This is a genomic window from Neobacillus muris (assembly GCF_943193175.1).
Taxonomy (GTDB): Bacteria; Bacillota; Bacilli; order Bacillales; family Cytobacillaceae; genus Neobacillus; species Neobacillus muris.
In genome coordinates, this window is record NZ_CALPDF010000002.1 from 115,244 (window position 1) to 138,355 (window position 23,112).

The 23,112-nt window shown below is 44.1% G+C and carries 19 protein-coding genes; 18 read left to right on the plus strand and 1 reads right to left on the minus strand.

Annotated features, from left to right (window positions below):
• The first annotated feature begins 142 nt into the window (after window positions 1–142).
• Genes NFS43_RS01980 through pyrE form a run of 8 tightly spaced genes read left to right on the plus strand, consistent with a single transcriptional unit; the run spans window position 143 to window position 9,663 of the window.
• Window positions 143–1,084: an aspartate carbamoyltransferase catalytic subunit gene (locus NFS43_RS01980; RefSeq protein WP_251549244.1), complete on the plus strand. Its 942-nt coding sequence runs from the start codon at window positions 143–145 to the stop codon at window positions 1,082–1,084.
• Window positions 1,044–2,330 carry a dihydroorotase gene (locus tag NFS43_RS01985; RefSeq protein WP_251549089.1) on the plus strand — a complete coding sequence of 429 codons (1,287 nt, stop codon included), beginning with the start codon at window positions 1,044–1,046 and terminating at the stop codon, window positions 2,328–2,330. The genes NFS43_RS01980 and NFS43_RS01985 overlap by 41 nt, the downstream gene beginning before the upstream one ends.
• Window positions 2,327–3,418 (plus strand): carbamoyl phosphate synthase small subunit, encoded by a 1,092-nt coding sequence (locus tag NFS43_RS01990; RefSeq protein ID WP_251549090.1) that lies wholly within the window; start codon window positions 2,327–2,329, stop codon window positions 3,416–3,418. Before NFS43_RS01985 ends, NFS43_RS01990 begins: the two co-directional genes overlap by 4 nt.
• Complete coding sequence (gene carB / locus NFS43_RS01995) at window positions 3,411–6,617, plus strand: carbamoyl-phosphate synthase large subunit (RefSeq protein WP_251549091.1); 3,207 nt, start codon at window positions 3,411–3,413, stop codon at window positions 6,615–6,617. Before NFS43_RS01990 ends, carB begins: the two co-directional genes overlap by 8 nt.
• The gene (locus tag NFS43_RS02000) at window positions 6,614–7,387 is read left to right on the plus strand and encodes a dihydroorotate dehydrogenase electron transfer subunit (protein ID WP_251549092.1); all 774 of its coding nucleotides are present in this window, start codon (window positions 6,614–6,616) and stop codon (window positions 7,385–7,387) included. The genes carB and NFS43_RS02000 overlap by 4 nt, the downstream gene beginning before the upstream one ends.
• The gene (locus NFS43_RS02005) at window positions 7,384–8,325 is read left to right on the plus strand and encodes a dihydroorotate dehydrogenase (RefSeq protein WP_251549093.1); all 942 of its coding nucleotides are present in this window, start codon (window positions 7,384–7,386) and stop codon (window positions 8,323–8,325) included. Before NFS43_RS02000 ends, NFS43_RS02005 begins: the two co-directional genes overlap by 4 nt.
• Window positions 8,297–9,013, plus strand: coding sequence for an orotidine-5'-phosphate decarboxylase (gene pyrF, locus NFS43_RS02010; protein WP_251549094.1), 717 nt, complete (start codon window positions 8,297–8,299; stop codon window positions 9,011–9,013). Before NFS43_RS02005 ends, pyrF begins: the two co-directional genes overlap by 29 nt.
• On the plus strand, window positions 9,010–9,663 hold the full coding sequence (gene pyrE, locus NFS43_RS02015) for an orotate phosphoribosyltransferase (RefSeq protein WP_251549095.1): 654 nt from the start codon (window positions 9,010–9,012) through the stop codon (window positions 9,661–9,663). The genes pyrF and pyrE overlap by 4 nt, the downstream gene beginning before the upstream one ends.
• A 33-nt stretch (window positions 9,664–9,696) precedes the next feature.
• Here the strand turns inward: pyrE and NFS43_RS02020 are convergent, their stop codons facing one another.
• Complete coding sequence (locus tag NFS43_RS02020; protein ID WP_251549096.1) at window positions 9,697–11,409, minus strand: Rqc2 family fibronectin-binding protein; 1,713 nt, start codon at window positions 11,407–11,409, stop codon at window positions 9,697–9,699.
• A gap of 184 nt (window positions 11,410–11,593) precedes the next feature.
• On the opposite strand from NFS43_RS02020, the gene NFS43_RS02025 reads away from it, so the two are divergent.
• From NFS43_RS02025 to rsmB, 10 genes are all read left to right on the plus strand, one after another.
• Window positions 11,594–14,272 carry a calcium-transporting P-type ATPase, PMR1-type gene (locus NFS43_RS02025; protein WP_251549097.1) on the plus strand — a complete coding sequence of 893 codons (2,679 nt, stop codon included), beginning with the start codon at window positions 11,594–11,596 and terminating at the stop codon, window positions 14,270–14,272.
• 98 nt (window positions 14,273–14,370) lie between these two features.
• Window positions 14,371–15,246, plus strand: a complete 876-nt coding sequence (locus NFS43_RS02030; protein ID WP_251549098.1) for a YicC/YloC family endoribonuclease — start codon at window positions 14,371–14,373, stop codon at window positions 15,244–15,246.
• Between the two features lie 61 nt (window positions 15,247–15,307).
• Complete coding sequence (gene remA / locus NFS43_RS02035; RefSeq protein WP_251549099.1) at window positions 15,308–15,571, plus strand: extracellular matrix/biofilm regulator RemA; 264 nt, start codon at window positions 15,308–15,310, stop codon at window positions 15,569–15,571.
• A 12-nt stretch (window positions 15,572–15,583) separates the two neighbouring features.
• Window positions 15,584–16,198, plus strand: a complete 615-nt coding sequence (gene gmk, locus NFS43_RS02040; protein ID WP_251549100.1) for a guanylate kinase — start codon at window positions 15,584–15,586, stop codon at window positions 16,196–16,198.
• Window positions 16,199–16,426 carry a DNA-directed RNA polymerase subunit omega gene (rpoZ, locus tag NFS43_RS02045; RefSeq protein ID WP_251549101.1) on the plus strand — a complete coding sequence of 76 codons (228 nt, stop codon included), beginning with the start codon at window positions 16,199–16,201 and terminating at the stop codon, window positions 16,424–16,426.
• Window positions 16,427–16,627: 201 nt separating this feature from the next.
• Window positions 16,628–17,851 (plus strand): bifunctional phosphopantothenoylcysteine decarboxylase/phosphopantothenate--cysteine ligase CoaBC, encoded by a 1,224-nt coding sequence (coaBC, locus tag NFS43_RS02050; RefSeq protein WP_251549102.1) that lies wholly within the window; start codon window positions 16,628–16,630, stop codon window positions 17,849–17,851.
• On the plus strand, window positions 17,838–20,249 hold the full coding sequence (priA, locus tag NFS43_RS02055) for a primosomal protein N' (RefSeq protein WP_251549103.1): 2,412 nt from the start codon (window positions 17,838–17,840) through the stop codon (window positions 20,247–20,249). The genes coaBC and priA overlap by 14 nt, the downstream gene beginning before the upstream one ends.
• A 79-nt stretch (window positions 20,250–20,328) precedes the next feature.
• Window positions 20,329–20,814, plus strand: a complete 486-nt coding sequence (gene def, locus NFS43_RS02060) for a peptide deformylase (protein WP_251549104.1) — start codon at window positions 20,329–20,331, stop codon at window positions 20,812–20,814.
• Entirely contained in the window at window positions 20,811–21,755 is a 945-nt protein-coding gene (fmt, locus tag NFS43_RS02065) for a methionyl-tRNA formyltransferase (protein ID WP_251549105.1), read from the plus strand. The genes def and fmt overlap by 4 nt, the downstream gene beginning before the upstream one ends.
• A 1-nt stretch (window position 21,756) precedes the next feature.
• Complete coding sequence (gene rsmB / locus NFS43_RS02070) at window positions 21,757–23,109, plus strand: 16S rRNA (cytosine(967)-C(5))-methyltransferase RsmB (RefSeq protein WP_251549106.1); 1,353 nt, start codon at window positions 21,757–21,759, stop codon at window positions 23,107–23,109.
• The last annotated feature ends 3 nt before the right edge of the window (window positions 23,110–23,112 follow it).

Sequence of the window (23,112 nt, forward strand, 5' to 3'; positions counted from 1 at the left end):
CAGAGAGGCTTATAAGGGTGTTCGTGCTCAAAACCGAAGGAAATAAACTTTATTCTCCCTTTGGTTAAGCATATTCAATTGGCACCCTGACGAAAGCGTCAGGGTGTTTTTTTAGCCAAATTAGAAGGGTGGAGATGGTATGCTGCATCATTTATTAACGACAAATGAGTTAACAGTTGAAGAGATTTATCAAATTTTGAATGATGCTGGGAAATTTAAACGAGGGATGAATTGGGCTCCGGAAGAAAAGCTGTTTGCGGCAAACTTATTTTTTGAGGCAAGCACGAGAACCAAAAGCAGTTTCGAAATGGCCGAAAGGAAACTTGGTTTAGAAGTCATCCCATTTGAAGTGCAAACATCCAGTGTCCAAAAAGGGGAAACTCTTTACGATACGGTAAAAACCTTGGAATCCATCGGCGTGACGGCCGTCGTGATCCGGCATAATCAGGACCGATACTTCGATGAACTGACAGGGAAAATAAATATTCCGATTATAAATGGCGGTGATGGCTGTGGACATCATCCAACTCAATCCCTTCTCGATTTAATGACCATCCATCAAGAATTTGGCCAGTTTGCCGGCCTGAAAATTGCCATTATCGGAGATATCCGTCATAGCCGGGTGGCTCGATCCAATGCTGATGTCCTGACTAGATTGGGTGCAGAGGTCTTTTTCTCAGGACCTGAGCAATGGTTTGACTCAAGGGGATTTAATTTTTCACAATATCGCCCCATTGATATTGCAATTTCTCAAGCGGATGTGGTTATGCTGCTCCGTGTTCAGCATGAGAGGCATCAAAAGGGAGAAGGTTTTTCAGGCGGCGATTATCACCAGCAATTTGGTTTAACAGCTGCAAGAGAAAAGCAGATGAAGGCGCATAGCATCATCATGCATCCGGCACCTGTTAACCGCAATGTGGAAATAGCGGACAGTCTGGTCGAATGCAGCCGCTCCAGAATCTTTAAGCAAATGGAAAATGGCGTGTTTGTCAGAATGGCTGTCCTAAAAAGGGCAATCGAGAGTTTAAAAGGAGGAAATCAAAATGAAACTGCTTATTCAGAACGCTTGTTACATAGCATCTAATGGGGATACGAAGCAAAATGATATTTTAATAGAAAACGGGATGATCACTAAAATGGGGGAGGAAATGTCCGAGGCTGCGGACCGTATCATCGATGCGGAAGGACTTTTCCTATCGGCTGGGTTTGTGGATCTTCATGTGCATCTTCGTGAGCCAGGGGGAGAGAGGAAGGAAACGATTGCGACCGGGACAAAGGCAGCAGCCCGAGGCGGTTTTACAACGGTAGCAGCGATGCCTAATACACGTCCGGTACCAGACACAAAGGAACAAATGGATAACCTGCAAAAACGGATTAAAGAAACAGCCAGTGTCCGGGTATTGCCGTATGCATCGATCACTACCAGACAGCTTGGGCAGGATTTAACGGATTTTAACAGCTTAAAAGCGGCAGGAGCATTTGCGTTTACCGACGATGGAGTCGGTGTCCAATCAGCTGCCAAAATGCTCGAGGCGATGAAGAAGGCAAAAGAGGTAAACATGGCAATTGTCGCACACTGTGAAGAAAACACGCTAATCAACAAAGGCTGTGTTCACGAGGGCTCCTTCGCAAAACAGCATGGATTAAACGGAATCCCTTCTGTTTGTGAATCGGTGCAGATTGCCAGAGATGTCCTGCTGGCAGAAGCTTCAGGCTGCCACTATCATGTCTGCCATATTAGCACGAAAGAATCTGTCCGGGCCGTTCGCGACGCGAAACGGGCTGGGATCAATGTCACAGCAGAAGTCACACCGCACCATTTATTATTAAACCAAGATGATATACCGGGCTTTGACCCAAACTTTAAAATGAATCCTCCGCTTCGGGATGCTGCTGACCAGCAGGCACTAATTGAAGGGCTGTTAGATGGAACAATTGATTTTATTGCCACCGATCATGCACCGCATACAGCGGAGGAAAAGAAGGAGGGAATGGCCCTCGCGCCATTTGGAATTGTCGGCTTAGAAACAGCCTTTCCATTGCTGTATACGAATTTTGTCTTAAACAACAGGATCACCTTAAAACAACTGATTGACTGGATGACGATCAAGCCATCTAAAGCCTTTGGCCTTCCGTTTGGAACAGTAGAAGTGGGTTCGCCGGCAGATTTAGTCTTAATTGACTTAGAAGAAGAGCGGACGATCAACCCGGATGAATTTTTATCAAAAGGAAAAAATACGCCATTTGCTGGCTGGAATTGCAAGGGCTGGCCGGTTATAACCATCGCAGAAGGAAACATCGTTTGGGAAAAGGGAGCTGTTACAGTATGAAAAAACAATTAATACTCGAAGACGGAACAATTTTTGTTGGGGAAGGTTTTGGCAGCGACACGGAAACAATTGGGGAAGTGGTATTCAATACGGGAATGACAGGTTACCAAGAAATCCTTTCTGACCCCTCCTATTGCGGGCAATTAGTCACCCTTACCTATCCTCTCATTGGGAATTACGGAATTAACCGGGATGATTTTGAATCAATCCAGCCTGCTGTAAAGGGCTTTATTGTAAAAGAAGCGGCTGATTTTCCTTCCAATTGGAGAAGTGAATTTACCTTAAACGAGTATTTTGAAATGAAAAAGATACCTGGCATAGCTGGTATTGATACACGTAAATTAACAAGAATTATCCGGCAGTATGGTACCTTAAAAGGCTCCATCTGCAGTATCGAATCAGATGCACAAGCAATCATTAACAAGCTGCGTTCTGCGAAACTTCCTACCGATCAGGTAAGGCAAGTATCAACTAAAAATGCGTATCCGAGCCCAGGACGAGGGAAGCGGGTGGTTCTTGTTGATTTTGGGATGAAGCATGGTATATTGCGTGAACTAAATGAACGGGGCTGCGATGTTGTGGTGGTGCCTTACTATACAACTGCGGAAGAAATCCTAAACTTAAGTCCCGATGGTATCATGCTGTCCAATGGGCCTGGTGACCCAAAGGATGTTCCCGAGGCAGTCGACATGTTGAGGGGGGTGCTGGGAAAGGCACCGTTGTTTGGCATTTGTTTAGGACATCAATTATTCGCGCTTGCATGCGGAGCTGATACAGGAAAAATGAAGTTTGGGCATCGCGGATCTAATCACCCAGTGAAGGATCTCGAAACAGGAAAAGTGGCGATTACCTCTCAAAATCATGGCTATACAGTGGAGATGGAATCTATCAAAAATACTAGATTAGCTGTTACACATATCGCCATCAATGATGGGACGATTGAAGGATTAAAGCACCTGGACTTCCCTGCCTTTACGGTCCAATACCATCCGGAGGCATCCCCAGGACCTGAAGATGCCAACGGCTTATTTGATCAATTCCTCGCGTTGATGGAATCACAAAAACAGGAGGTTACATCCCATGCCTAAACGTAAAGATATTCACTCCATTTTAGTAATCGGCTCAGGACCCATTATTATCGGCCAAGCGGCGGAATTTGATTATGCTGGTGCCCAGGCGTGTATCGCCTTGAAAGAAGAGGGCTACCGCGTAATTCTTGTAAACTCTAACCCTGCCACGATTATGACAGACTCAGAGATAGCCGATGTCGTCTATATTGAACCATTGACAGTCGATTTTGTCAGCCGAATCATTCGCAAAGAACGGCCAGATGCACTCTTGGCCACTCTAGGAGGCCAAACAGGTCTGAATTTAGCTGTGGAACTGTCAAAAGCAGGAGTTCTTGAAGAATGCAGCGTCGAGATTCTAGGCACCAAACTTTCTGCTATCAATCAAGCTGAGGACCGTGAATTATTCCGTGAGCTAATGAATGAACTAAAACAACCGGTCCCTGAGAGTGTGATTGTTCATGAATTAGAAGAAGCCATTGCATTTGCTGACAAAATCGGTTTTCCAGTGATTGTCCGGCCGGCATTCACATTAGGCGGCACCGGGGGAGGAATTTGCAGCAATAGAGAAGAACTTGAAGAAATCGTCACCAGCGGATTAAAAAACAGCCCGGTTCATCAATGCCTGCTGGAAAAAAGTATCGCAGGTTTCAAAGAAATTGAATATGAAGTCATGCGTGATAGTGCTGACAACGCCATTGTCGTTTGCAATATGGAAAATATTGATCCTGTCGGCGTACATACTGGTGATTCCATCGTCGTCGCCCCAAGCCAAACTCTTGCAGACCGAGAGTATCAGCTGCTGCGGAATGTTTCATTAAAAATTATCCGTGCTCTAGGGATTGAGGGCGGCTGTAATGTACAGCTCGCGCTGGATCCCAACAGCTTCGACTACTACGTAATTGAAGTAAATCCAAGGGTAAGCCGTTCCTCTGCCCTCGCCTCAAAGGCTACTGGCTATCCAATTGCTAAGCTGGCCGCTAAAATTGCTGTCGGATTAACATTAGATGAAATGATGAACCCGGTAACGGGAAAAACCTATGCCAGCTTTGAACCGGCTCTCGACTATATTGTAACCAAAATACCAAGATGGCCATTTGACAAATTTGAATCCGGGAACCGGAGACTGGGAACGCAAATGAAGGCAACCGGAGAGGTGATGGCAATCGGACGGACATTTGAAGAATCCTTATTAAAAGCGATTCGTTCGCTTGAGTCTGGCGTTTACCACTTTGAATTAAACGGGGCAGCTGAAATTAGTGATGCCTTAATGGAAAAACGAATTCGAAAAGCAGGGGATGAGCGGCTGTTCTACATTGCTGAAGCGCTAAAGCGGGGAATCACGATCCAAACCATCCATGGATGGAGCGGCATCGATTTATTTTTCCTGAAGAAATTTCAAAGAATCATTGAACTTGAAACAAAGCTTTCCGAAAGTCCGTTCCATGGTGACCTCCTTAAAGATGCCAAACAGAAGGGATTTTCCGATAAGAAGATTGCACAGCTTTGGGAAGTGAAGGAAAAGGACATTTATGAATTCCGCAAGAACTTGAATATTGTTCCAGTCTATAAAATGGTAGATACATGTGCCGCCGAGTTTGAGTCGGAAACCCCTTATTTTTACGGCACATATGAAGAAGAGAATGAGTCACTAGTGACCCATAAAGAAAGTGTGATTGTCCTTGGCTCCGGCCCGATACGGATCGGGCAGGGAATTGAATTTGACTATGCGACAGTCCATTCAGTTAAAGCGATTAAGGAAGCGGGCTATGAGGCGATAATTATTAACAATAATCCAGAAACGGTTTCAACTGATTTTAGTATCTCTGATAAACTGTATTTTGAACCGCTGACCATTGAGGATGTCATGCATATCGTAGATTTAGAAAAGCCAATGGGGGTTGTCGTTCAGTTTGGAGGCCAAACAGCGATTAATCTTGCGGCCAAACTCGCTGCCAACGGTGTGCGGATTCTCGGGACCAGCTTAAAAGCATTAGACCGTGCAGAGGACCGGGATAAGTTTGAACAGGCCCTAGAGGAACTAGATATTCCACAGCCGCTAGGGAAAACAGCATTATCAGTGAAAGAAGCACTGGTTATTGCAGACGGGATTGGATACCCCGTTTTAGTCCGTCCATCGTATGTACTGGGCGGCAGGGCAATGGAAATTGTCTACAACCAAGCAGAGCTGCTCCATTATATGGAAAATGCAGTCAAAATTAACCCTGAGCACCCAGTGTTAATTGACCGCTATATCACAGGGAAAGAAATTGAAGTGGATGCGATTTGTGATGGGAAACAAGTATTAATACCCGGTATCATGGAGCATATTGAGCGAGCAGGTGTCCACTCTGGTGATTCCATTGCCGTATACCCGCCTCAGACCCTTTCGGAGGAAATTAAACAAACTTTGGTGAAATACACGGAAAAATTAGCATTAGGGTTAGGGATTGTCGGGCTTCTGAATATCCAATATGTCGTAGCGGGCAACTCCGTATATGTCCTTGAGGTAAATCCTCGATCTAGCAGAACGGTTCCATTCCTAAGCAAAATTACCAATGTCCCAATGGCCAAGATTGCTACCAAAGCTATTCTAGGTTTCGCTTTAACAGACCAAGGATATGCTGCAGGGCTTGTTCCTGAGAGGAATGGGGTTTTTGTAAAAGTACCTGTTTTCTCGTTTGCGAAATTGAAAGATGTCGATATAACCCTCGGACCGGAAATGAAGTCTACCGGTGAAGTAATGGGAAAGGATTCAACCCTTGAAAAAGCTTTATATAAAGGTTTAGTAGCATCAGGAATCTCAATTCAGAAGTTCGGAACGGTATTGTTTACTGTGGCTGATAAGGATAAACAAGAATCTCTAAAGCTGGCTGCAAGGTTTGCAGCAAACGGCTACAGGCTGATGGCCACAAGCGGGACTGCAGAGATATTTGCTCAGGCTGGACTTCCTGTTAAGGTGGTTGAGAAAATTGGCTCAGAAGGGCAAACGGTGTTGGATGTCATTCATCATGGTGAAGCGCAGTTTATTATCAATACTTTGACAAAAGGCAAACAGCCGGAGAGAGACGGATTCCGGATCCGCAGGGAAGCGGTTGAGAATGGAGTTCCATGTCTAACTTCACTTGATACAGCTGATGCGATTCTAAAGGTAATCGAATCGATGAACTTCTCAGCAGAAGCCATGAATGCTGCAAAACAGGAGGCTGTGTTTGCATGATTAAAAAGTCACTCAGCAAGATGATCAGCCAAACGGAAATTGCTGCCGATATTTTTGAATTAATTGTTGAATCGGAATTGGCCGGCGAAATCACTTCGCCCGGTCAATTCGTCCACATTCGGGTCTCAAACCATTGGGACCTGCTTTTACGGAGGCCGATCAGCATTTCTTCCTTTGATCCATTATCCAAGCAAATGACACTCATTTATCGGAGGGAAGGAAAAGGGACCCAAATGCTCTCGGAATGGAGGACAGGAATGGAGCTTGATATTCTTGGGCCGTTAGGAAATGGATTCCCTGTTGGTGAAGCTGATCCAGGGCAGACAGCTGTGCTAGCGGGTGGTGGAATTGGAGTTCCCCCTCTTTATGAACTGTCCAAACAGCTGACAGCAAAAGGTGTAAACGTGATTCATATTTTAGGCTTTCAAACGGCCGCTGCTGTATTTTATGAACAGGAATTTAAAAAGCTGGGAACGACATTGATCACCACAGCAGACGGTACATATGGGACAAAAGGATTTGTTACCGATGTATTAAAGGATATCGAATTTGATTGCTTATATGCATGCGGCCCAGCCGCTATGCTGCGGGCATTGGAGAAAAGCTGCCCAGATAAAAAAGTGTATCTGTCCCTTGAAGAACGTATGGCTTGCGGTATCGGGGCCTGCTTAGCCTGCGTGTGCAAAACGAAAGATGACAGATCAGGGGCCGCTTATAAAAAGGTTTGCAGTGATGGCCCTGTCTTTCGGGCGGGGGAGGTTTTAATATGAGCAAATTAAATGTCCAACTGCCGGGCCTGGAATTGAAAAATCCGGTTATGCCTGCATCAGGCTGCTTTGGCTTCGGAAAAGAATATAGCCAATTTTATGATTTAAGTGTACTTGGAGCCATCATGATTAAGGCAGCAACAGTAGAACCTCGATTCGGAAATCCAACGCCCCGGGTGGCAGAAACATCTTCCGGTATGTTAAATGCAATTGGTTTGCAAAATCCAGGCATGGACAAAATTATCGAGGATGAACTTCCATGGCTGTCACAGTTTGATGTGCCAATCATTGCTAATGTAGCTGGGTCTTCAGAAGAGGATTATATAGTGGTGGCAAAGGAAATTTCCAAAGTCTCAAACGTTCACGCACTTGAACTCAACATATCCTGTCCCAATGTTAAAACAGGAGGAATTGCATTTGGTACGATTCCGCAGGTTGCAAAAGAGCTGACGCGAAAGGTAAAAGAAGCATCGGCTGTCCCTGTGTATGTTAAACTGTCGCCAAATGTCACCAATATTGTGGAAATGGCCAAGGCGGTTGAAGCCGGCGGTGCGGATGGCATCACGATGATTAATACCCTGGTGGGGATGCGGTTGGACTTGAAGACAGGGCAGCCCATTTTAGCTAATCGGACCGGAGGTTTGTCAGGACCGGCGATCAAACCAGTGGCAATCCGAATGATTTATGAAGTAAGCCAGGCAGTCTCTCTTCCGATTATCGGAATGGGCGGCATCCAATCAGCGGAGGATGTGATTGAATTCTTCTATGCAGGAGCCAGTGCTGTTGCGGTTGGTACAGCTAATTTTGTGGATCCATTGATCTGCCCGGCAATCATTCACGATCTTGAAGAGCTGCTGGATCAACTGGGATATGAACATATCAGTGAATGTACAGGAAGGAGCTGGAAAAAGCATGAATCACCCGCTTATCATCGCGCTTGATTTCTCTAATGGAGTGGAAGTTGAAAAATTTTTGCGGCCATTTCAAGGAATTTCCCTATTTGTAAAAGTTGGCATGGAATTATATTATCAGGAAGGCCCATCAATTATAAACTTATTAAAAGAGCAAGGCCACCAAGTATTCCTGGATTTGAAGCTTCATGACATCCCCAATACGGTATATCGTGCAATGAAAGGGCTGGCTCGGCTGAACTGCGATTTGGTCAATGTCCATGCAGCAGGCGGCTGGGAAATGATGGAGAGCGCCATGGAAGGCCTAGAGGCCGGAACAAGTGCCGGCGGGAAACGGCCTTCCTGTATTGCAGTCACTCAGTTAACCAGTACTTCAGAAGTGCAAATGCAAAAAGAACAGTTGATTCAGGCAACATTAATGGAATCAGTGCTGCATTATGCGTCATTAACAAAGACGGCGGGATTGGACGGTGTGGTTTGCTCTGCACAGGAAGCTGCAGCGATTCGCCAACAAATTGGCCCTGACTTTTTGACTGTCTGTCCAGGGATTCGTCTGAAATCTGACCAGACGGGAGACCAAAAACGGGTCTCTTCACCAGAATTTGCAAAAGAGGCGGGAGTAAGTGCAATTGTAGTAGGAAGGTCGATTACAAAAGCAGTTGACCCATTAGAAAATTATCACCAATGGATCCAAGTATGGGGAGGAGCAGCAAAATGAAAAAACTTATTGCGGAAAGATTATTGACAATCGAGGCTGTAGCCTTAAAACCGAATGATCCGTTTACATGGACATCAGGACTCCGGTCCCCAATATATTGTGATAACCGCCTTACGTTATCCTATCCCAAAATCAGAAGCGAAATTGCTCAAGGGCTGTCTGAACTGATCCGTGAAAACTTCCCTGGCGCAGAAGTCATTGCTGGAACGGCAACGGCGGGAATTCCGCATGCTGCTTGGGTAAGTGAGCTGCTCGACTTGCCAATGTGTTATGTACGCTCAAAAGCAAAAGGGCACGGCAAAGGGAATCAAATTGAAGGCAAGGCAGATAAAGGACAAAAGGCCGTTGTTGTGGAAGACTTAATCTCCACTGGCGGGAGTGTTATTACCGCAGTTCAGGCTTTAAGGGAAGCAGGGTGTGAGGTACTTGGAGTTGTATCCATCTTCACCTACGGACTGCAAAAAGGAAAACAAGCTTTTGAAGAGGCAGGAATTATCAGCCAATCCCTGACTGATTTTCCAACATTAATTGAAACGGCAATTGAAAAGGAATATATTGGTGAAAAAGACAAGGCAAGCCTGCTTGTTTGGAGCGTTGACCCTGCCGAGTGGAGCAAGCGAGTTGAGCGAGAAGGTGTGGAAATATCATAATGAAGAAAAGGGGGTACAGCCCCCTTTTCTTCATTATTCGTTTTTGAGTTTAAGCACCAATTCTTCGTCTGGTGTGACATATATGGTCTGTTGGTTTTCATATACTACAAAACCAGGCTTGGCACCATTTGGTTTTTTTACATAACGCACTTTTGTGAAATCAACGGGAACTGAACTGGAACTTCTTGCTTTACTAAAATATGCGGCAAGCATAGCTGCTTCTTTAATCGTCTGATCACTTGGTTCTTTGCTGCGAATGACCACGTGGGAACCCGGAATATCTTTTGTGTGCAGCCAGATTTCATCACGTGCCGCCAGCTTATTGGTTAAATAGTCATTTTGCTTATTATTTTTTCCGACGATAATTTCTGTTCCGTTAGAAGCTTGAAAGTAATCTAGAACAGGCTTTGCATTCTGGGATCTTTTAACTTGTTTTTTCTGGCGTTCCCGTATATAGCCTCCTTCGGCGAGCTCTTCGCGTATTTCTTGGATGTCCTTAGGAGAGGCTGTTTGTACCTGTTGATATAAGGTCTCGAAATAAGCCGCTTCTTCCTGTGCTTTCTGGATTTGTTCCATGACGACAGATACCGCATTTTTTGCCTTTTGATATTTAGAAAAATATTTTTGAGCGTTTTCCGATGGTGTTTTTCGCGGATCGAGGGGAATTGTGATCGTTCCGCCAGCCTCATCGTAGTAATCCATAACCTCGATTTCCTTCATCCCTTTTTTGGCCGCATACAAATTGGCAGTCAGAAGTTCACCATAGCGCTGAAACTCTTCTGCCTGTTCCGCTTGCTTTAATGTGGCGTTAAGCTTGTCTATCTTTTTTTCGTTTTTTTCTTTTTCATTCAGGATAAAGCGTTCAATATCTTGAGCCTGCTGTTTTACTCTGTCACGTTCTGCCTTTCCGAAATAGAATCGATCCAGCATTTCACTTAAGGTAGGAAATGGACTGACTTCCCCTTTTAAATGCTCAAGCGGGAAAAGGTAAAAGTTTTCCTTGCCGCCAGCCATCATTATGGACGGGGAAAGATCAGCATTGGCAATTTTGCTGATTAACCGGATAAACGTATTTGGGACTGTTGACCGGTTAGCAAGTCCGCTTTGAAAGAGGACTTCTTTGGCAAAAAGCGGCGAAATGCCCGAGAATTGTTCCACCAGCTGGCGGTCCAGCCGGCCGCTGTTAAAATCCAGTACCCGCAATACATCTTCCGAACTTGCCTTAAATGGATCTAATTTATGCTGCTCAGGAGGGGAAATATAGGGCTGTCCCGGCAGTATGGCTCTATGGCTATTGACAGCAAAAGAAATATGTTTAATAGAGTCAAGGATTAGCTTCCGTTCCTTATCAACTAAAATGATATTGCTGTGCCTGCCCATAATCTCCACAATTAACTGCTTGCAGCTGATATCTCCAATCTCATTGCGCCCTTTAATTTCGAAAATAAGGATCCGATCATTATCTACCTGATAAATATCTTCCACAATATGTCCTTCTATATGCTTGCGAAGCAGCATGCAAAACATAGGCGGTTCACTTGGGTTATCATACCCTTCCCGGGTAAGCTGCACCCTGGCGTAGCTTGGGTGTGCTGACAACAGCAGCTTGTGATTAGCTCCATTTGCCCGGATAATCAAAATCACTTCATTTTTATAAGGCTGGTGAACTTTATTGATGCGCCCGCCAGTCAGTGATTGTGATAATTCATTGCTCATTGCTTTTGTAAATAAACCATCAAATGACATAGAAAACATCCTTTGCTTGGAACGTATTGATTTAATAAGTATATCTTAGATATGTCCTTCTGTCCTATTTTTCAATTTCTAAAAGAGAATCGGACGAGTCTGAATATAATCATAGCATTTTTTGGGACGACCCTGAATATGCTGTCTTTAGATTAGCTTTATAAGGGGGATGTGAGATGGTCGGATGAAGTTCCATGAGATGGAGATCAATCAAGTAGAAGAGGCTTTAGAAACCGACTTTTCTTCCGGATTATCGCTGGAAGAAGCAGTAAAAAGAATGAAGCGATACGGCAGTAATGAACTGGATGAAGGTGAAAAACAGTCAGCCCTGCTATTATTTTTCAGCCAGTTTAAAGATTTTATGGTGCTTGTGCTGCTTGCAGCCACCTTGATTTCCGGCTTGCTAGGTGAATATATTGATGCAATTGCGATTATTGCCATAGTCATCATAAATGGTTTTTTGGGATTTTTCCAAGAGCGAAAAGCAGAGAAATCACTGCAGGCACTAAAGGAACTTTCGGCACCTCAGGTTTCTGTGTTAAGAGACGGCGCATGGCATAAAATTCCTTCCAAGGAAATTGTCCCTGGGGATGTCATTAAATTTTCCAGCGGCGACCGGATTGGCGCCGATGTCCGGATTATCGAATCCAAAAGTTTGGAAATAGAGGAATCGGCACTTACTGGTGAATCGGTCCCTGTCACGAAATATAAAGAGCCATTAACAAATCCAAATCCAGGGATTGGGGACATGGAAAACACTGCCTTCATGGGCACAATGATTACGCGGGGGAATGGGGTTGGCGTTGTAATTGCTACAGGGATGAATACAGCAATGGGACAAATTGCTGGATTGCTGCAAAGTGCTGAAACGCAAGAAACCCCGCTGCAGCGCAGATTAGAGCAGTTAGGCAAAATCCTCATTACGGTGGCACTGCTGTTAACCGTATTGGTTGTTGTGGTTGGGGTTATCCAAGGTCATGAACTTTATACCATGTTCTTAGCAGGTGTATCGCTTGCAGTTGCCGCCATTCCTGAGGGGCTGCCAGCAATTGTGACGGTGGCATTATCTTTGGGTGTGCAAAAAATGATTAAACAAAATGCGATTGTCCGAAAACTCCCCGCTGTCGAAACATTAGGCTGTGCTTCAGTGATTTGCTCTGACAAAACAGGAACGATGACGCAAAATAAAATGACCGTCACGCATCTATGGAGCGGGGGACAAATATGGTCAGTAGATGGTGTGGGTTATCAGCCAAAAGGGAATTTTTACCGCGGGGAACAGCGAGTTTCTCCAAATGAGGAAAAAGCACTCCAGCAAATGCTGATTTTTGGCATGTTATGCAATCAGGCGGATATCAGCCAGAATGAAGATGAATATGTACTAGACGGTGATCCGACTGAAGGAGCGCTGCTGGTGAGTGCTATGAAGGCAGGGCTTAGCAGGCCGAAGCTTCTCGAGGAATTTTCCATTGTAAAGGAATTTCCTTTTGATTCATCAAGAAAAATGATGAGCATCCATGTAAAAGACAAGCAGGGCCGTCATTTCATTGTAACCAAAGGGGCACCCGATGTGGTTTTGGGTGTTTGTGAGTCCATTTTATGGGAAGGAAAAACCCAATACTTAAATAAACCTTCGCAAGAAAAGGTGCAGGGGGCAATTGCTAATTTGGCTTCAAATGCTCTCAGGACCATAGCTATTGCTTACAAACCAGTTGCTGCCAATACATTGATTTTAAGTGAGCAGGAAGCAGAGAAAAAACTAACCTTTATTGGAATTCAAGGCATGATTGATCCTCCAAGACCTGAAGTTAAGGCTGCTGTTAAGGAATGTAAAGAGGCCGGAATTAAGACGGTCATGATTACTGGGGACCATGTGATTACCGCAAAGGCGATTGCCAAAGAATTGGGGATCTTGACCAGCAAAGATAAGGTTCTGGACGGAAATGCACTTGCCGCCATGTCCGTGGAGCAGCTGGAAGACATCGTCGGCAGCGTATCTGTCTTTGCCCGGGTATCGCCAGAACACAAGCTGAAAATTGTTAAAGCTCTCCAAAATCGTGGACATATTGTAGCCATGACAGGTGATGGAGTGAACGATGCTCCGGCAATAAAGGCAGCCGATATTGGCGTGGCGATGGGAATCACTGGGACAGATGTAGCCAAGGAAGCATCCGCGTTGATATTATTAGATGATAATTTCGCAACGATTAAGGCCGCTATTAAGGAAGGCAGAAATATTTATGAAAACATTCGTAAATTCGTTCGTTACCTGCTAGCTTCTAATGTTGGAGAAATCTTAGTGATGTTATTTGCAATGATTTTGGCATTGCCGCTGCCACTCGTGCCGATTCAGATCTTATGGGTAAATCTGGTTACGGACGGACTGCCAGCCATGGCCCTTGGCCTAGACAGGCCGGAAGAGAATGTAATGAAACGAGGGCCAAGAAGCCCGAATGAAGGAGTTTTCTCCCGCGGTTTAGGCTGGAAGGTTGTGTCGCGCGGATTTTTAATCGGTATTGTGACCCTTTTAGCCTTTATGTTCGTTTATCAAAATGATCCGGACAAGTTGGCGTATGCCCAAACGGTCGCCTTTGCAACGCTGGTATTGGCACAGCTCATTCATGTATTTGACTGCCGCAGTGAAAAATCAGTGCTGTCAAGAAACCCGTTTGGAAACCAATATTTAGTTTGGGCTGTTCTTTCTTCCCTAATATTAATTCTGGCCGTTATTTACTACCCGCCGCTGCAGCCGATATTCCATACATTGCCGATTCAAGCGAAGGACTGGCTGCTCATTCTTGGATTATCTTCGGTACCAACTTTTTTACTGGCCGGAACATTTTTGTTAAGAAAAACAAAATAAAGTATGTTATAATCCAAAAGGTAATAGAAACTGTTCTATTGCCTTTTGAGTTTTTTCGTAATAGACCCGATCATTTTTCAAGGATTGGATGTGCGCAAATGGTTATAAGTATGACAGGCTTTGGAAGAGGAAGGGCTGAATCCGGGTCATTTGTTGTCAACCTGGAAGTGAAAACAGTAAATCACCGGTTTTGTGAAATGAATATCCGTATGCCAAGGCAGCTTTCACAAATAGAAGATAAAATAAAAAAAACTTTAAACCAGTATATCCGCCGCGGTCGAGTGGAAGTTTATGTGAGTTTAGAGGGAGAGGGCGCCATCACCCGAAACTTGCAAGTTGATTGGAGTTTAGTTGAGCAATACTATCAATTTATCAATCAGGCCCGCGAGAAATACGGGATCGACGAACCATTATCCCTTAAGGATTTGTTAAGTTATTCTGAACTTATACATATTGAAGAAAGCGAAGCTGGCAATGAAGAATTAAATCAATTGGTCCTTGCTGCAGCCAAAGAGGCTGCAATTTCGCTCAAGCAAATGCGGCAAGCCGAAGGGGAAGAATTAAAAAAGGATTTACTTGCGATCATCAGCCAAATTGAAACCATTCTTACAGAACTTGAGTCCGATGCCCCGCTTGTGGTTGACATATTCAAAGAACGTTTAATGAAGAGAATGCTGGAGTTTACTAATGGACAACTTGATGAAACCCGTTTGTTGACAGAGGCTGCCGTCTTTTCTGAGAAAGCGGATATCAGTGAAGAAATAACCAGGCTAAAAAGCCATATTGGCCAGTTTATTCAAACCTTGGAGATCCAAGAACCTATTGGAAGAAAGCTGGATTTTCTCGTTCAAGAGATGAACCGTGAGGCTAATACCATCGGCTCAAAAGCAAATCATTCGGCCATTGCTAAAAAAGTGGTGGATATAAAAAGTTTACTTGAGAAGTTGAAGGAACAAGTTCAAAATATTGAGTAAGTATGGTTTAAGAATGGTCGGACACGGTCAAAATATATTATTGATGATTGGATGATAAGCAATGTCGATTAGGTTAATTAATATTGGATTTGGAAATATTGTTTCGGCAAACCGGATAATTTCCATCGTCAGCCCGGAATCTGCACCAATAAAAAGAATCATTCAGGATGCCAGAGACAGGGGCTCATTAATTGATGCCACTTACGGAAGAAGGACCCGCGCTGTGATCGTAATGGATAGCGACCATGTGATCCTTTCTGCTGTCCAGCCGGAGACAGTTGCCCATCGTTTGACGGACCGTGATGATACTATTGAGGAAGGGTAGGATTTTATCAAAATGCAAGAAAAAGGTTTGCTGATCGTACTATCTGGACCGTCTGGTGTAGGTAAAGGAACGGTTCGAAAAGAAATTTTTTCCCATCCAGACACTGCATTCGAATACTCCATCTCTGTGACTACCCGCAAACCCCGCGAGGGAGAAGTGGATGGGGTGGATTATTTTTTTAAAACAAGAGAAGAGTTTGAAGAATTAATCGAGCAAGGGAAGCTGCTGGAGTATGCTGAATTTGTCGGCAATTATTATGGCACCCCTGTTGATTATGTACGGCAGACGTTGGATGCAGGCAAAGATGTCTTTTTAGAAATTGAGGTAAAGGGTGCACGGCAGGTCCGGGAAAAATTTCCAGAAGGGTTATTTATCTTTCTGATGCCCCCAAGCCTTAGTGAGTTAAAGAACCGGATTGTCACTCGGGGAACAGAAACGGAAGAGATTATTTCCAACCGGATGCTGACAGCCCGTGAAGAAATAGAAATGATGGAATTATATGATTATGTCGTAGAAAATGACCAAGTGGAACTCGCCTGCGAGCGGATTAAAGCGATTGTGACGGCCGAGCATTGCCGCAGGGAAAGAGTAGAACAACGCTACAAAAAGTTACTGGAGGCTGAATAAATGTTATATCCTTCTATAGATTCGTTACTTGAAAAAATAGATTCAAAATATTCTTTAGTTTCGGTTGCAGCAAAACGCGCCCGTTTAATGTCGCAGGCAAGAGATGAGCGGCTTCCAAAATATGTTTCCCATAAGTATGTCGGCAAGGCACTTGAGGAAATTTATAAGGGCGAATTAACCTATCGAATTGCCAAAAGAGCAGAATCTCCTGCTGAAACTAATATTTGATAACACCTGTCAAATGAATGATGGTTGCAAGAAAGGCCTGACGTTTAGGAAATTTCCTTACATGTCAGCCTTTTTTATTTGTTTTGCTTTTCCAGCAAGATATTTGTCGACATTGAGCAGAAATGGATGAAAAAATAGAACCATTCCAGCATAATAAAGAGAACGATATTAATGTTTGACTTTAAAAGCGGGGGATATTGAATGCTTAAAGAAAAAAAAATCCTATTATGTGTAACAGGCGGGATTGCTGTATACAAGGCGGCTGCCCTGACAAGCAAACTAGTTCAAACCGGGGCACATGTTAAAGTCATTTTAAGTGAATCAGCCGCGAAATTTGTGACTCCATTAACCTTTCAAGCTCTTTCAAGAAATGCTGTCTATACAGATACGTTTGATGAAAAAAATCCTCAGGTCATTGCTCATATTGACTTGGCAGATTGGGCAGATTTGATCCTTGTGGCTCCTGCGACCGCGAATACGATTGCAAAACTTGCGAATGGAATCGCAGATAATATGATTACGACTACCTTGCTTGCTGCTACTGCACCAGTATGGATTGCGCCGGCTATGAATGTTCATATGTATGACCATCCGGCAGTGAAACGGAATATAACTCTGCTATATGAAGATGGATGCCGTTTTATAGAACCGGGTGAAGGGTATCTTGCTTGTGGTTATGTCGGCAAGGGACGGTTGGAAGAACCTGAAAAGATTGTGAAACTGGTTCAAGAATATTTTGCGGCAGAGGATCGGTCCCCGCTCCAAGGCAAAACCATTATAATTACAGCCGGTCCCACTAGGGAAAGAATTGACCCTGTCCGGTTTATTTCTAACCATTCAACCGGCAAAATGGGGTATGCATTGGCCCAGGAAGCAATAAAACAAGGGGCCAGGGTCCAGCTGATTTCTGGGCCTGTCCAAATCCCTGCCCCTGCGGGTGTAGAGCTTATCAAAGTAGAAAGTGCTGAGGAAATGTATCAAGCAGCGATGGAACGATTTGATCAAGCCGATATCGTGATTGGAACAGCAGCGGTGGCCGATTATCGGCCAAAAACCTCCTTTGACTATAAAATAAAAAAACAGGCCGGGGAAACTGTGCTGGAGTTGGAAAGAACAAAAGATATTTTGATGGAACTGGGGCAAAGGAAATCCCGCCAGCTGCTGGTCGGATTTGCTGCGGAAACGAATAATGTAGAGGAATACGCTCAAAGGAAGCTCCTCAACAAAAATGCAGATATGATTGTAGCAAACAATGTAAAACAGCAGGGTGCAGGATTTGGGACCGATACAAATATTGTCACTATATTTAAACGGGACGGCACGAAAAAACAACTGCCTCTTATGACTAAATTGGCGGTGGCAGAACAAATACTCGAGGAAATCACCTCCCTCCTTAAGGATTTGGGTAATCATGAAAATAGCTAGTGTTATTGTGGATGTTCCAACGAAACAAACAGATAAAACGTTTGATTATTTGATTCCTGAACAATGGGAGAGCATAGTGGCGCCAGGGATGAGAGTCATTGTGCCCTTTGGTCCCCGCCATATCCAGGGATTTGTAACGGAAATCAAGACACATTCGGAATTCAAACAGCTAAGGGAAATAATCGAGCCAATGGACCTTGAGCCTGTGTTAAATCAAGAATTGCTGGAGCTCGGGGATTGGCTGACGGATACGACCTTGTGTTTTAGGATTTTTGCCTATCAAGTAATGCTTCCTGCTGCGTTAAAAGCGAAATACGAAAAAAAAGTAAAGCTGGCGATTGGAGCAAAAGCTTCGGATCTGCCTGATCCGCTCTCGGATCTATTTGAGCAAGGCGAGATGCTTGATTGGGAGGAATCTATAAAGAAAGGGCTCGTGGGACTTCTTCATCGGGAAGCGGTTAAGGGAAATCTTGAGGTCATTTACCTGGTGAAAGAAAGAGTAAGGAAAAAACATATAAAAATCATCGCCCCGGCTGTATCGGCTGCCCAATTAACCGAGGAATTGACCCTGCTTCCAGCTAACGCGGAAAAACAAAAGCAGGTATTAAAATATTTTATTGAACAAAATCAAGAAACGGAATACAAAAGACTAACTTCAGAAATCAACTTATCTCCTTCTGCGATAAAGTCGCTTACAGCAAAAGGCCTATTGGCTGAAACGGAGAAGGAGGTTTATCGAGACCCGTTTGATGATCGAACTTTTCAAAAAACAGAGCCGCTGCCCTTAACAGAAAACCAAGAAAATGCGATAACACCCATTTTGAATGCAGTTGAAAAAGGAGAACATGAAGTGTTCCTGCTTTATGGGGTGACCGGAAGCGGCAAAACGGAAATATACCTGCAGTCGATTCAGAAAGTAATCGAAAAAGGGCAGGAAGCGATAGTTCTTGTTCCGGAAATATCCTTGACCCCGCAAATGGTCAATCGGTTTAAAGGCCGGTTTGGTGATTTAGTTGCTGTTATGCACAGCGGATTGTCTGCAGGGGAGAAATATGATGAGTGGCGAAAAATCCAGCGAAAGGAAGTAAAGGTAGTGGTAGGGGCAAGGTCAGCCATCTTTGCTCCCTTTGAGAATATCGGCATTATCATCATTGATGAGGAACATGAAACAAGCTATAAGCAGGAAGATATGCCTCGCTATCATGCAAGAGATGTTGCCATTAAAAGGGCACAGACCTATAATTGTCCGGTTGTATTAGGCAGTGCAACGCCATCTTTAGAATCTTTTGCACGTGCACAGAAAAAGGTGTATCACTTATTGACACTCCCATCAAGAATGAATAATCAGGCCCTTCCATCAGTTGAAATCGTTGATATGCGGGAAGAGCTTCGTTCTGGAAATCGCTCGATGTTTTCAAAAAAGCTGTTGGAATTGCTGAAGGACCGTCTGGAGAAAAATCAGCAATCGGTTTTATTTTTAAATAAACGCGGCCATTCCTCTTTTGTCATGTGCCGGGATTGCGGATATGTAGTTAACTGTCCAAACTGCGATATTTCGCTGACTTACCATCGGGCTGGCGTGCGAATGAAATGCCATTATTGCGGCTACGAAGCCCCTGTTCCCACAGTATGTCCTGAGTGCTCCAGTGAATATATCCGCTATTTTGGAACGGGAACACAAAAAGTGGAGGATGAACTCGGCAAGATTCTCCCAGAAGCTAGGGTAATTCGGATGGATGTTGACACCACCGGAAGAAAGGGAGCTCATGAAAAATTATTAACGGATTTTAAAGATGGGAAAGCAGATATTCTATTAGGAACGCAAATGATTGCTAAAGGCCTTGATTTCCCTAATATTACGCTTGTAGGGGTATTATCCGCTGATACGATGCTGCATTTGCCTGATTTTCGGTCTTCAGAAAAAACATTTCAGCTGCTGACCCAAGTCAGTGGACGTGCCGGGCGCCACAAGCTTCCAGGCGAGGTGATCATCCAAACCTATACACCAGAGCATTACAGCATTGAACTCGCAGGGACCCAGGATTATAATCTGTTTTACCATCGGGAAATGATGGTCCGTAAAATGCATCATTATCCGCCTTTCTATTACCTCGCCCTCATTACAGTCAGTCATGAGCAGCTGATGACCGTTGTTTCAGAAACGGAGAAAATTGTTCAGTTTGTTTCCTCGCAGGTTTCAAAAGATGCGGTCGTTCTTGGTCCTACGGTCTCACCCATTGCCAGGATTAATAATAGATATCGGTATCAATGTCTGATAAAATACAAACGTGAACCGAACCTTTACAAGACGCTAAAAAGGATCCTGGACCAATATCAAACAACTGCTAAAAACGGTCCCCAAGTATCAGTGGACGTAAATCCGTTTATCTTGATGTAAACTGGGCGAAAATGAATAGAAAAGTGCAAATGCCCTGTAGAATGAATGATAATAAAAGACCAACAATGGAGGAACAAAATTGGCTATACGCAAAATAGTAATGTATCCGAATGATATACTTGAAAAGCATTGTCAAGAGGTTAAAAAGTTTGATAAGAAGCTTGGCAAACTTCTTGATGATATGTATGAAACGATGATCGAATATGATGGAGTCGGGCTTGCCGCACCACAAATCGGCGTGGATGCCCGGGTTGCGGTTGTAGATATAGAAGATGAAACGGGCACAATTGAAATGATCAATCCGCTGATTCTCGAAACAAAAGGAGAACAAACTGGGCCGGAAGGATGCCTGAGTTTTCCTGGACTGTTTGGGGAAGTATCCCGGCCCAATTATGTTAAAATAGAAGCATTTGACCGCAAAGGCAGAAAATATACGTTAGAAGCGGAAGAATTTCTGGCCAGAGCGATTCAGCATGAAATCGATCATTTGGATGGAGTCCTGTTTACTTCAAAAGTTCTCAAATACCTGTCCGAAGATGAGTTAAAAGGGGTAGAAGCAGAATGACCAAAATTGTTTTTATGGGGACACCAGACTTTTCGGTGCCTGTCTTACGGCAAATCATCGAAGACGGCTTTGAGGTGATTGCTGTCGTAACCCAGCCGGACCGGCCGGTAGGAAGGAAAAAGGTATTGACCCCCCCGCCTGTTAAGGCAGAAGCCTTAAAACAAGGGATCCCAGTCTTTCAGCCTGAAAAAATTAGGCAGCCAGAAGAGCTGAACAAGATCCTTGCCCTAAAGCCAGATTTAGTAGTTACCGCCGCATTTGGCCAAATATTGCCAAAAGAGCTGCTTGAGGCTCCGAAACATGGCTGTATCAATGTCCATGCTTCACTGCTTCCGGAATTACGCGGAGGTGCCCCTATTCACTATGCCATTCTCCAGGGTAAAAAGAAAACCGGGATTACTATTATGTATATGGCAGAAAAATTGGATGCTGGGGATATTTTAACAACTGTTGAAGTCCCGATTACGGATACGGATAATGTGGGAACACTACATGACAAGCTAAGCAGTGCCGGTGCCAAGTTATTATCGGAGACACTCCCGCTATTGCTTGAAGGCAAGCTGGCACCCATTCCCCAAAATGATGCATACGCAACGTTTGCTCCTAATATTAAACGGGAACAGGAAAAAATCAATTGGGAAAAAACTGGAACAGAAATTTATAATCACATCCGCGGCTTAAATCCATGGCCAGTTGCGTTCACAACTCTCGATGGCCAAGTATTAAAAATATGGAGTGCGGAAAAAAAAGCTGGTGTAACGGGGGAAACACCTGGAACCGTAGTGCAAATCGAGCCGGATGGCTTAGTGATCAGCACCGGCGATGACACAGCCATTAAAATCACGGAACTGCAGCCTGCGGGTAAAACAAAAATGGCCAGTAAACAATTTTTGCAGGGAGCAGGTTCGAAAATTTCAATAGGCAATAAACTGGGAGAATGATATGATAACAAAATCGGGAAAAAATGTACGTGAAACAGCGATGGATCTCCTTATTGCAATTGAAAAAAATCAATCCTACAGTAATTTGCTGCTAAACCAGACCATAAAGAAACATCAAATTCCGCAAAAAGATGTGGGGTTATTGACCGAGTTAACCTATGGCACCCTGCAAAGAAGAGCTTTATTGGATTTTTATTTAAAGCCTTTTATCAAGAATAGCAAGAAGTTAGAGGATTGGGTATGGCAGCTCTTACGGCTGACGGTTTATCAAATGGTCTTTTTGGATAAAATTCCAGATCGCGCAGCCATCCATGAAGCGGTTGAAATTGCAAAAAAACGAGGCCATAAAGGAATTTCCGGGCTGGTAAATGGAGTTCTAAGATCAATGCAGCGGGAGGGGCTGCCGCCGCTCGAGCAAATTGCGGATAGACTTGAACGGCTGGCCATAGAAACGAGCCATCCTGATTGGCTTGTAAAACGCTGGGTGGCCCAATTTGGTTTTGACAAAACAAAAGCCATGTGTGAGTTGAACCTCACTGCGCCACTTCAAACAGCGCGAGTCAATTTGACTAAAATTTCAAGGGATGATTGTGTAAGTCTCCTGGAAGCTGAAGGCTATCAACTAGAGAAGAGCCCAATAATCCCTGAAGCAATCCGTTCTCGTAAGGGAAATTTAGCTGCTTCTCAGGCGTTTCATGATGGCTTGTTCACCATTCAGGACGAGAGTTCCATGCTTGTTGCATATGCTCTGGGAATTTCCGGAAATGAAACGATATTGGATGCCTGTGCCGCTCCAGGGGGAAAAAGCACGCACATTGCCGAGAAACTAACGGCCGGAGGTCAAGTTATGTCAATCGACCTCCATGAACATAAGGTGAAATTAATCCGTGAAAATGCGGATCGGTTAGGCTTGGATAATATTGAGACTATGGCTATGGATTCGAGAAAAGTCCAAGAGCGGTTTGTCCCTGAGTCCTTTGACAAAATCCTGCTTGATGCACCTTGCTCTGGACTTGGTGTAATGAGACGCAAGCCAGATATGAAATATACAAAAACGGAACAGGACATTGTCCAGCTAAGTATGATTCAACAAAATTTATTAGATTCAATGGCTCCTCTGGTGAAGCCTGGAGGAACTCTTGTCTATAGCACATGCACAATCGATAAACAGGAAAATGAACATACAATCGCAGCATTTTTAAAACAGCATCCTGAATTCGAGGGAGATATGGCTTTTAAAGAGAGAATGCCAAAAGCGATACAGCCATTCATATCTGGGTGTGATTTGCAGATATTCCCCCAGGATTTTGGCTCTGATGGATTCTATATTGCAGTATTAAGAAAGAAGGTGTAACAG

What these genes read in the sequence shown, in the direction of transcription:
- carB (WP_251549091.1), top strand. Translation starts at nt 3,411, where the DNA reads ATGCCTAAACGTAAAGATATTCACTCCATTTTAGTAATCGGCTCAGGA.
- fmt (WP_251549105.1), top strand. Translation starts at nt 20,811, where the DNA reads ATGACCAAAATTGTTTTTATGGGGACACCAGACTTTTCGGTGCCTGTC.
- NFS43_RS01985 (WP_251549089.1), top strand. Translation starts at nt 1,044, where the DNA reads ATGAAACTGCTTATTCAGAACGCTTGTTACATAGCATCTAATGGGGAT.
- priA (WP_251549103.1), top strand. Translation starts at nt 17,838, where the DNA reads ATGAAAATAGCTAGTGTTATTGTGGATGTTCCAACGAAACAAACAGAT.
- NFS43_RS02030 (WP_251549098.1), top strand. Translation starts at nt 14,371, where the DNA reads ATGGTTATAAGTATGACAGGCTTTGGAAGAGGAAGGGCTGAATCCGGG.
- remA (WP_251549099.1), top strand. Translation starts at nt 15,308, where the DNA reads ATGTCGATTAGGTTAATTAATATTGGATTTGGAAATATTGTTTCGGCA.
- NFS43_RS02000 (WP_251549092.1), top strand. Translation starts at nt 6,614, where the DNA reads ATGATTAAAAAGTCACTCAGCAAGATGATCAGCCAAACGGAAATTGCT.
- coaBC (WP_251549102.1), top strand. Translation starts at nt 16,628, where the DNA reads ATGCTTAAAGAAAAAAAAATCCTATTATGTGTAACAGGCGGGATTGCT.
- rsmB (WP_251549106.1), top strand. Translation starts at nt 21,757, where the DNA reads ATGATAACAAAATCGGGAAAAAATGTACGTGAAACAGCGATGGATCTC.
- NFS43_RS02020 (WP_251549096.1), bottom strand. Translation starts at nt 11,409, where the DNA reads ATGTCATTTGATGGTTTATTTACAAAAGCAATGAGCAATGAATTATCA.
- NFS43_RS02025 (WP_251549097.1), top strand. Translation starts at nt 11,594, where the DNA reads ATGAAGTTCCATGAGATGGAGATCAATCAAGTAGAAGAGGCTTTAGAA.
- NFS43_RS01990 (WP_251549090.1), top strand. Translation starts at nt 2,327, where the DNA reads ATGAAAAAACAATTAATACTCGAAGACGGAACAATTTTTGTTGGGGAA.
- gmk (WP_251549100.1), top strand. Translation starts at nt 15,584, where the DNA reads ATGCAAGAAAAAGGTTTGCTGATCGTACTATCTGGACCGTCTGGTGTA.
- rpoZ (WP_251549101.1), top strand. Translation starts at nt 16,199, where the DNA reads ATGTTATATCCTTCTATAGATTCGTTACTTGAAAAAATAGATTCAAAA.
- pyrF (WP_251549094.1), top strand. Translation starts at nt 8,297, where the DNA reads ATGAATCACCCGCTTATCATCGCGCTTGATTTCTCTAATGGAGTGGAA.
- pyrE (WP_251549095.1), top strand. Translation starts at nt 9,010, where the DNA reads ATGAAAAAACTTATTGCGGAAAGATTATTGACAATCGAGGCTGTAGCC.
- NFS43_RS02005 (WP_251549093.1), top strand. Translation starts at nt 7,384, where the DNA reads ATGAGCAAATTAAATGTCCAACTGCCGGGCCTGGAATTGAAAAATCCG.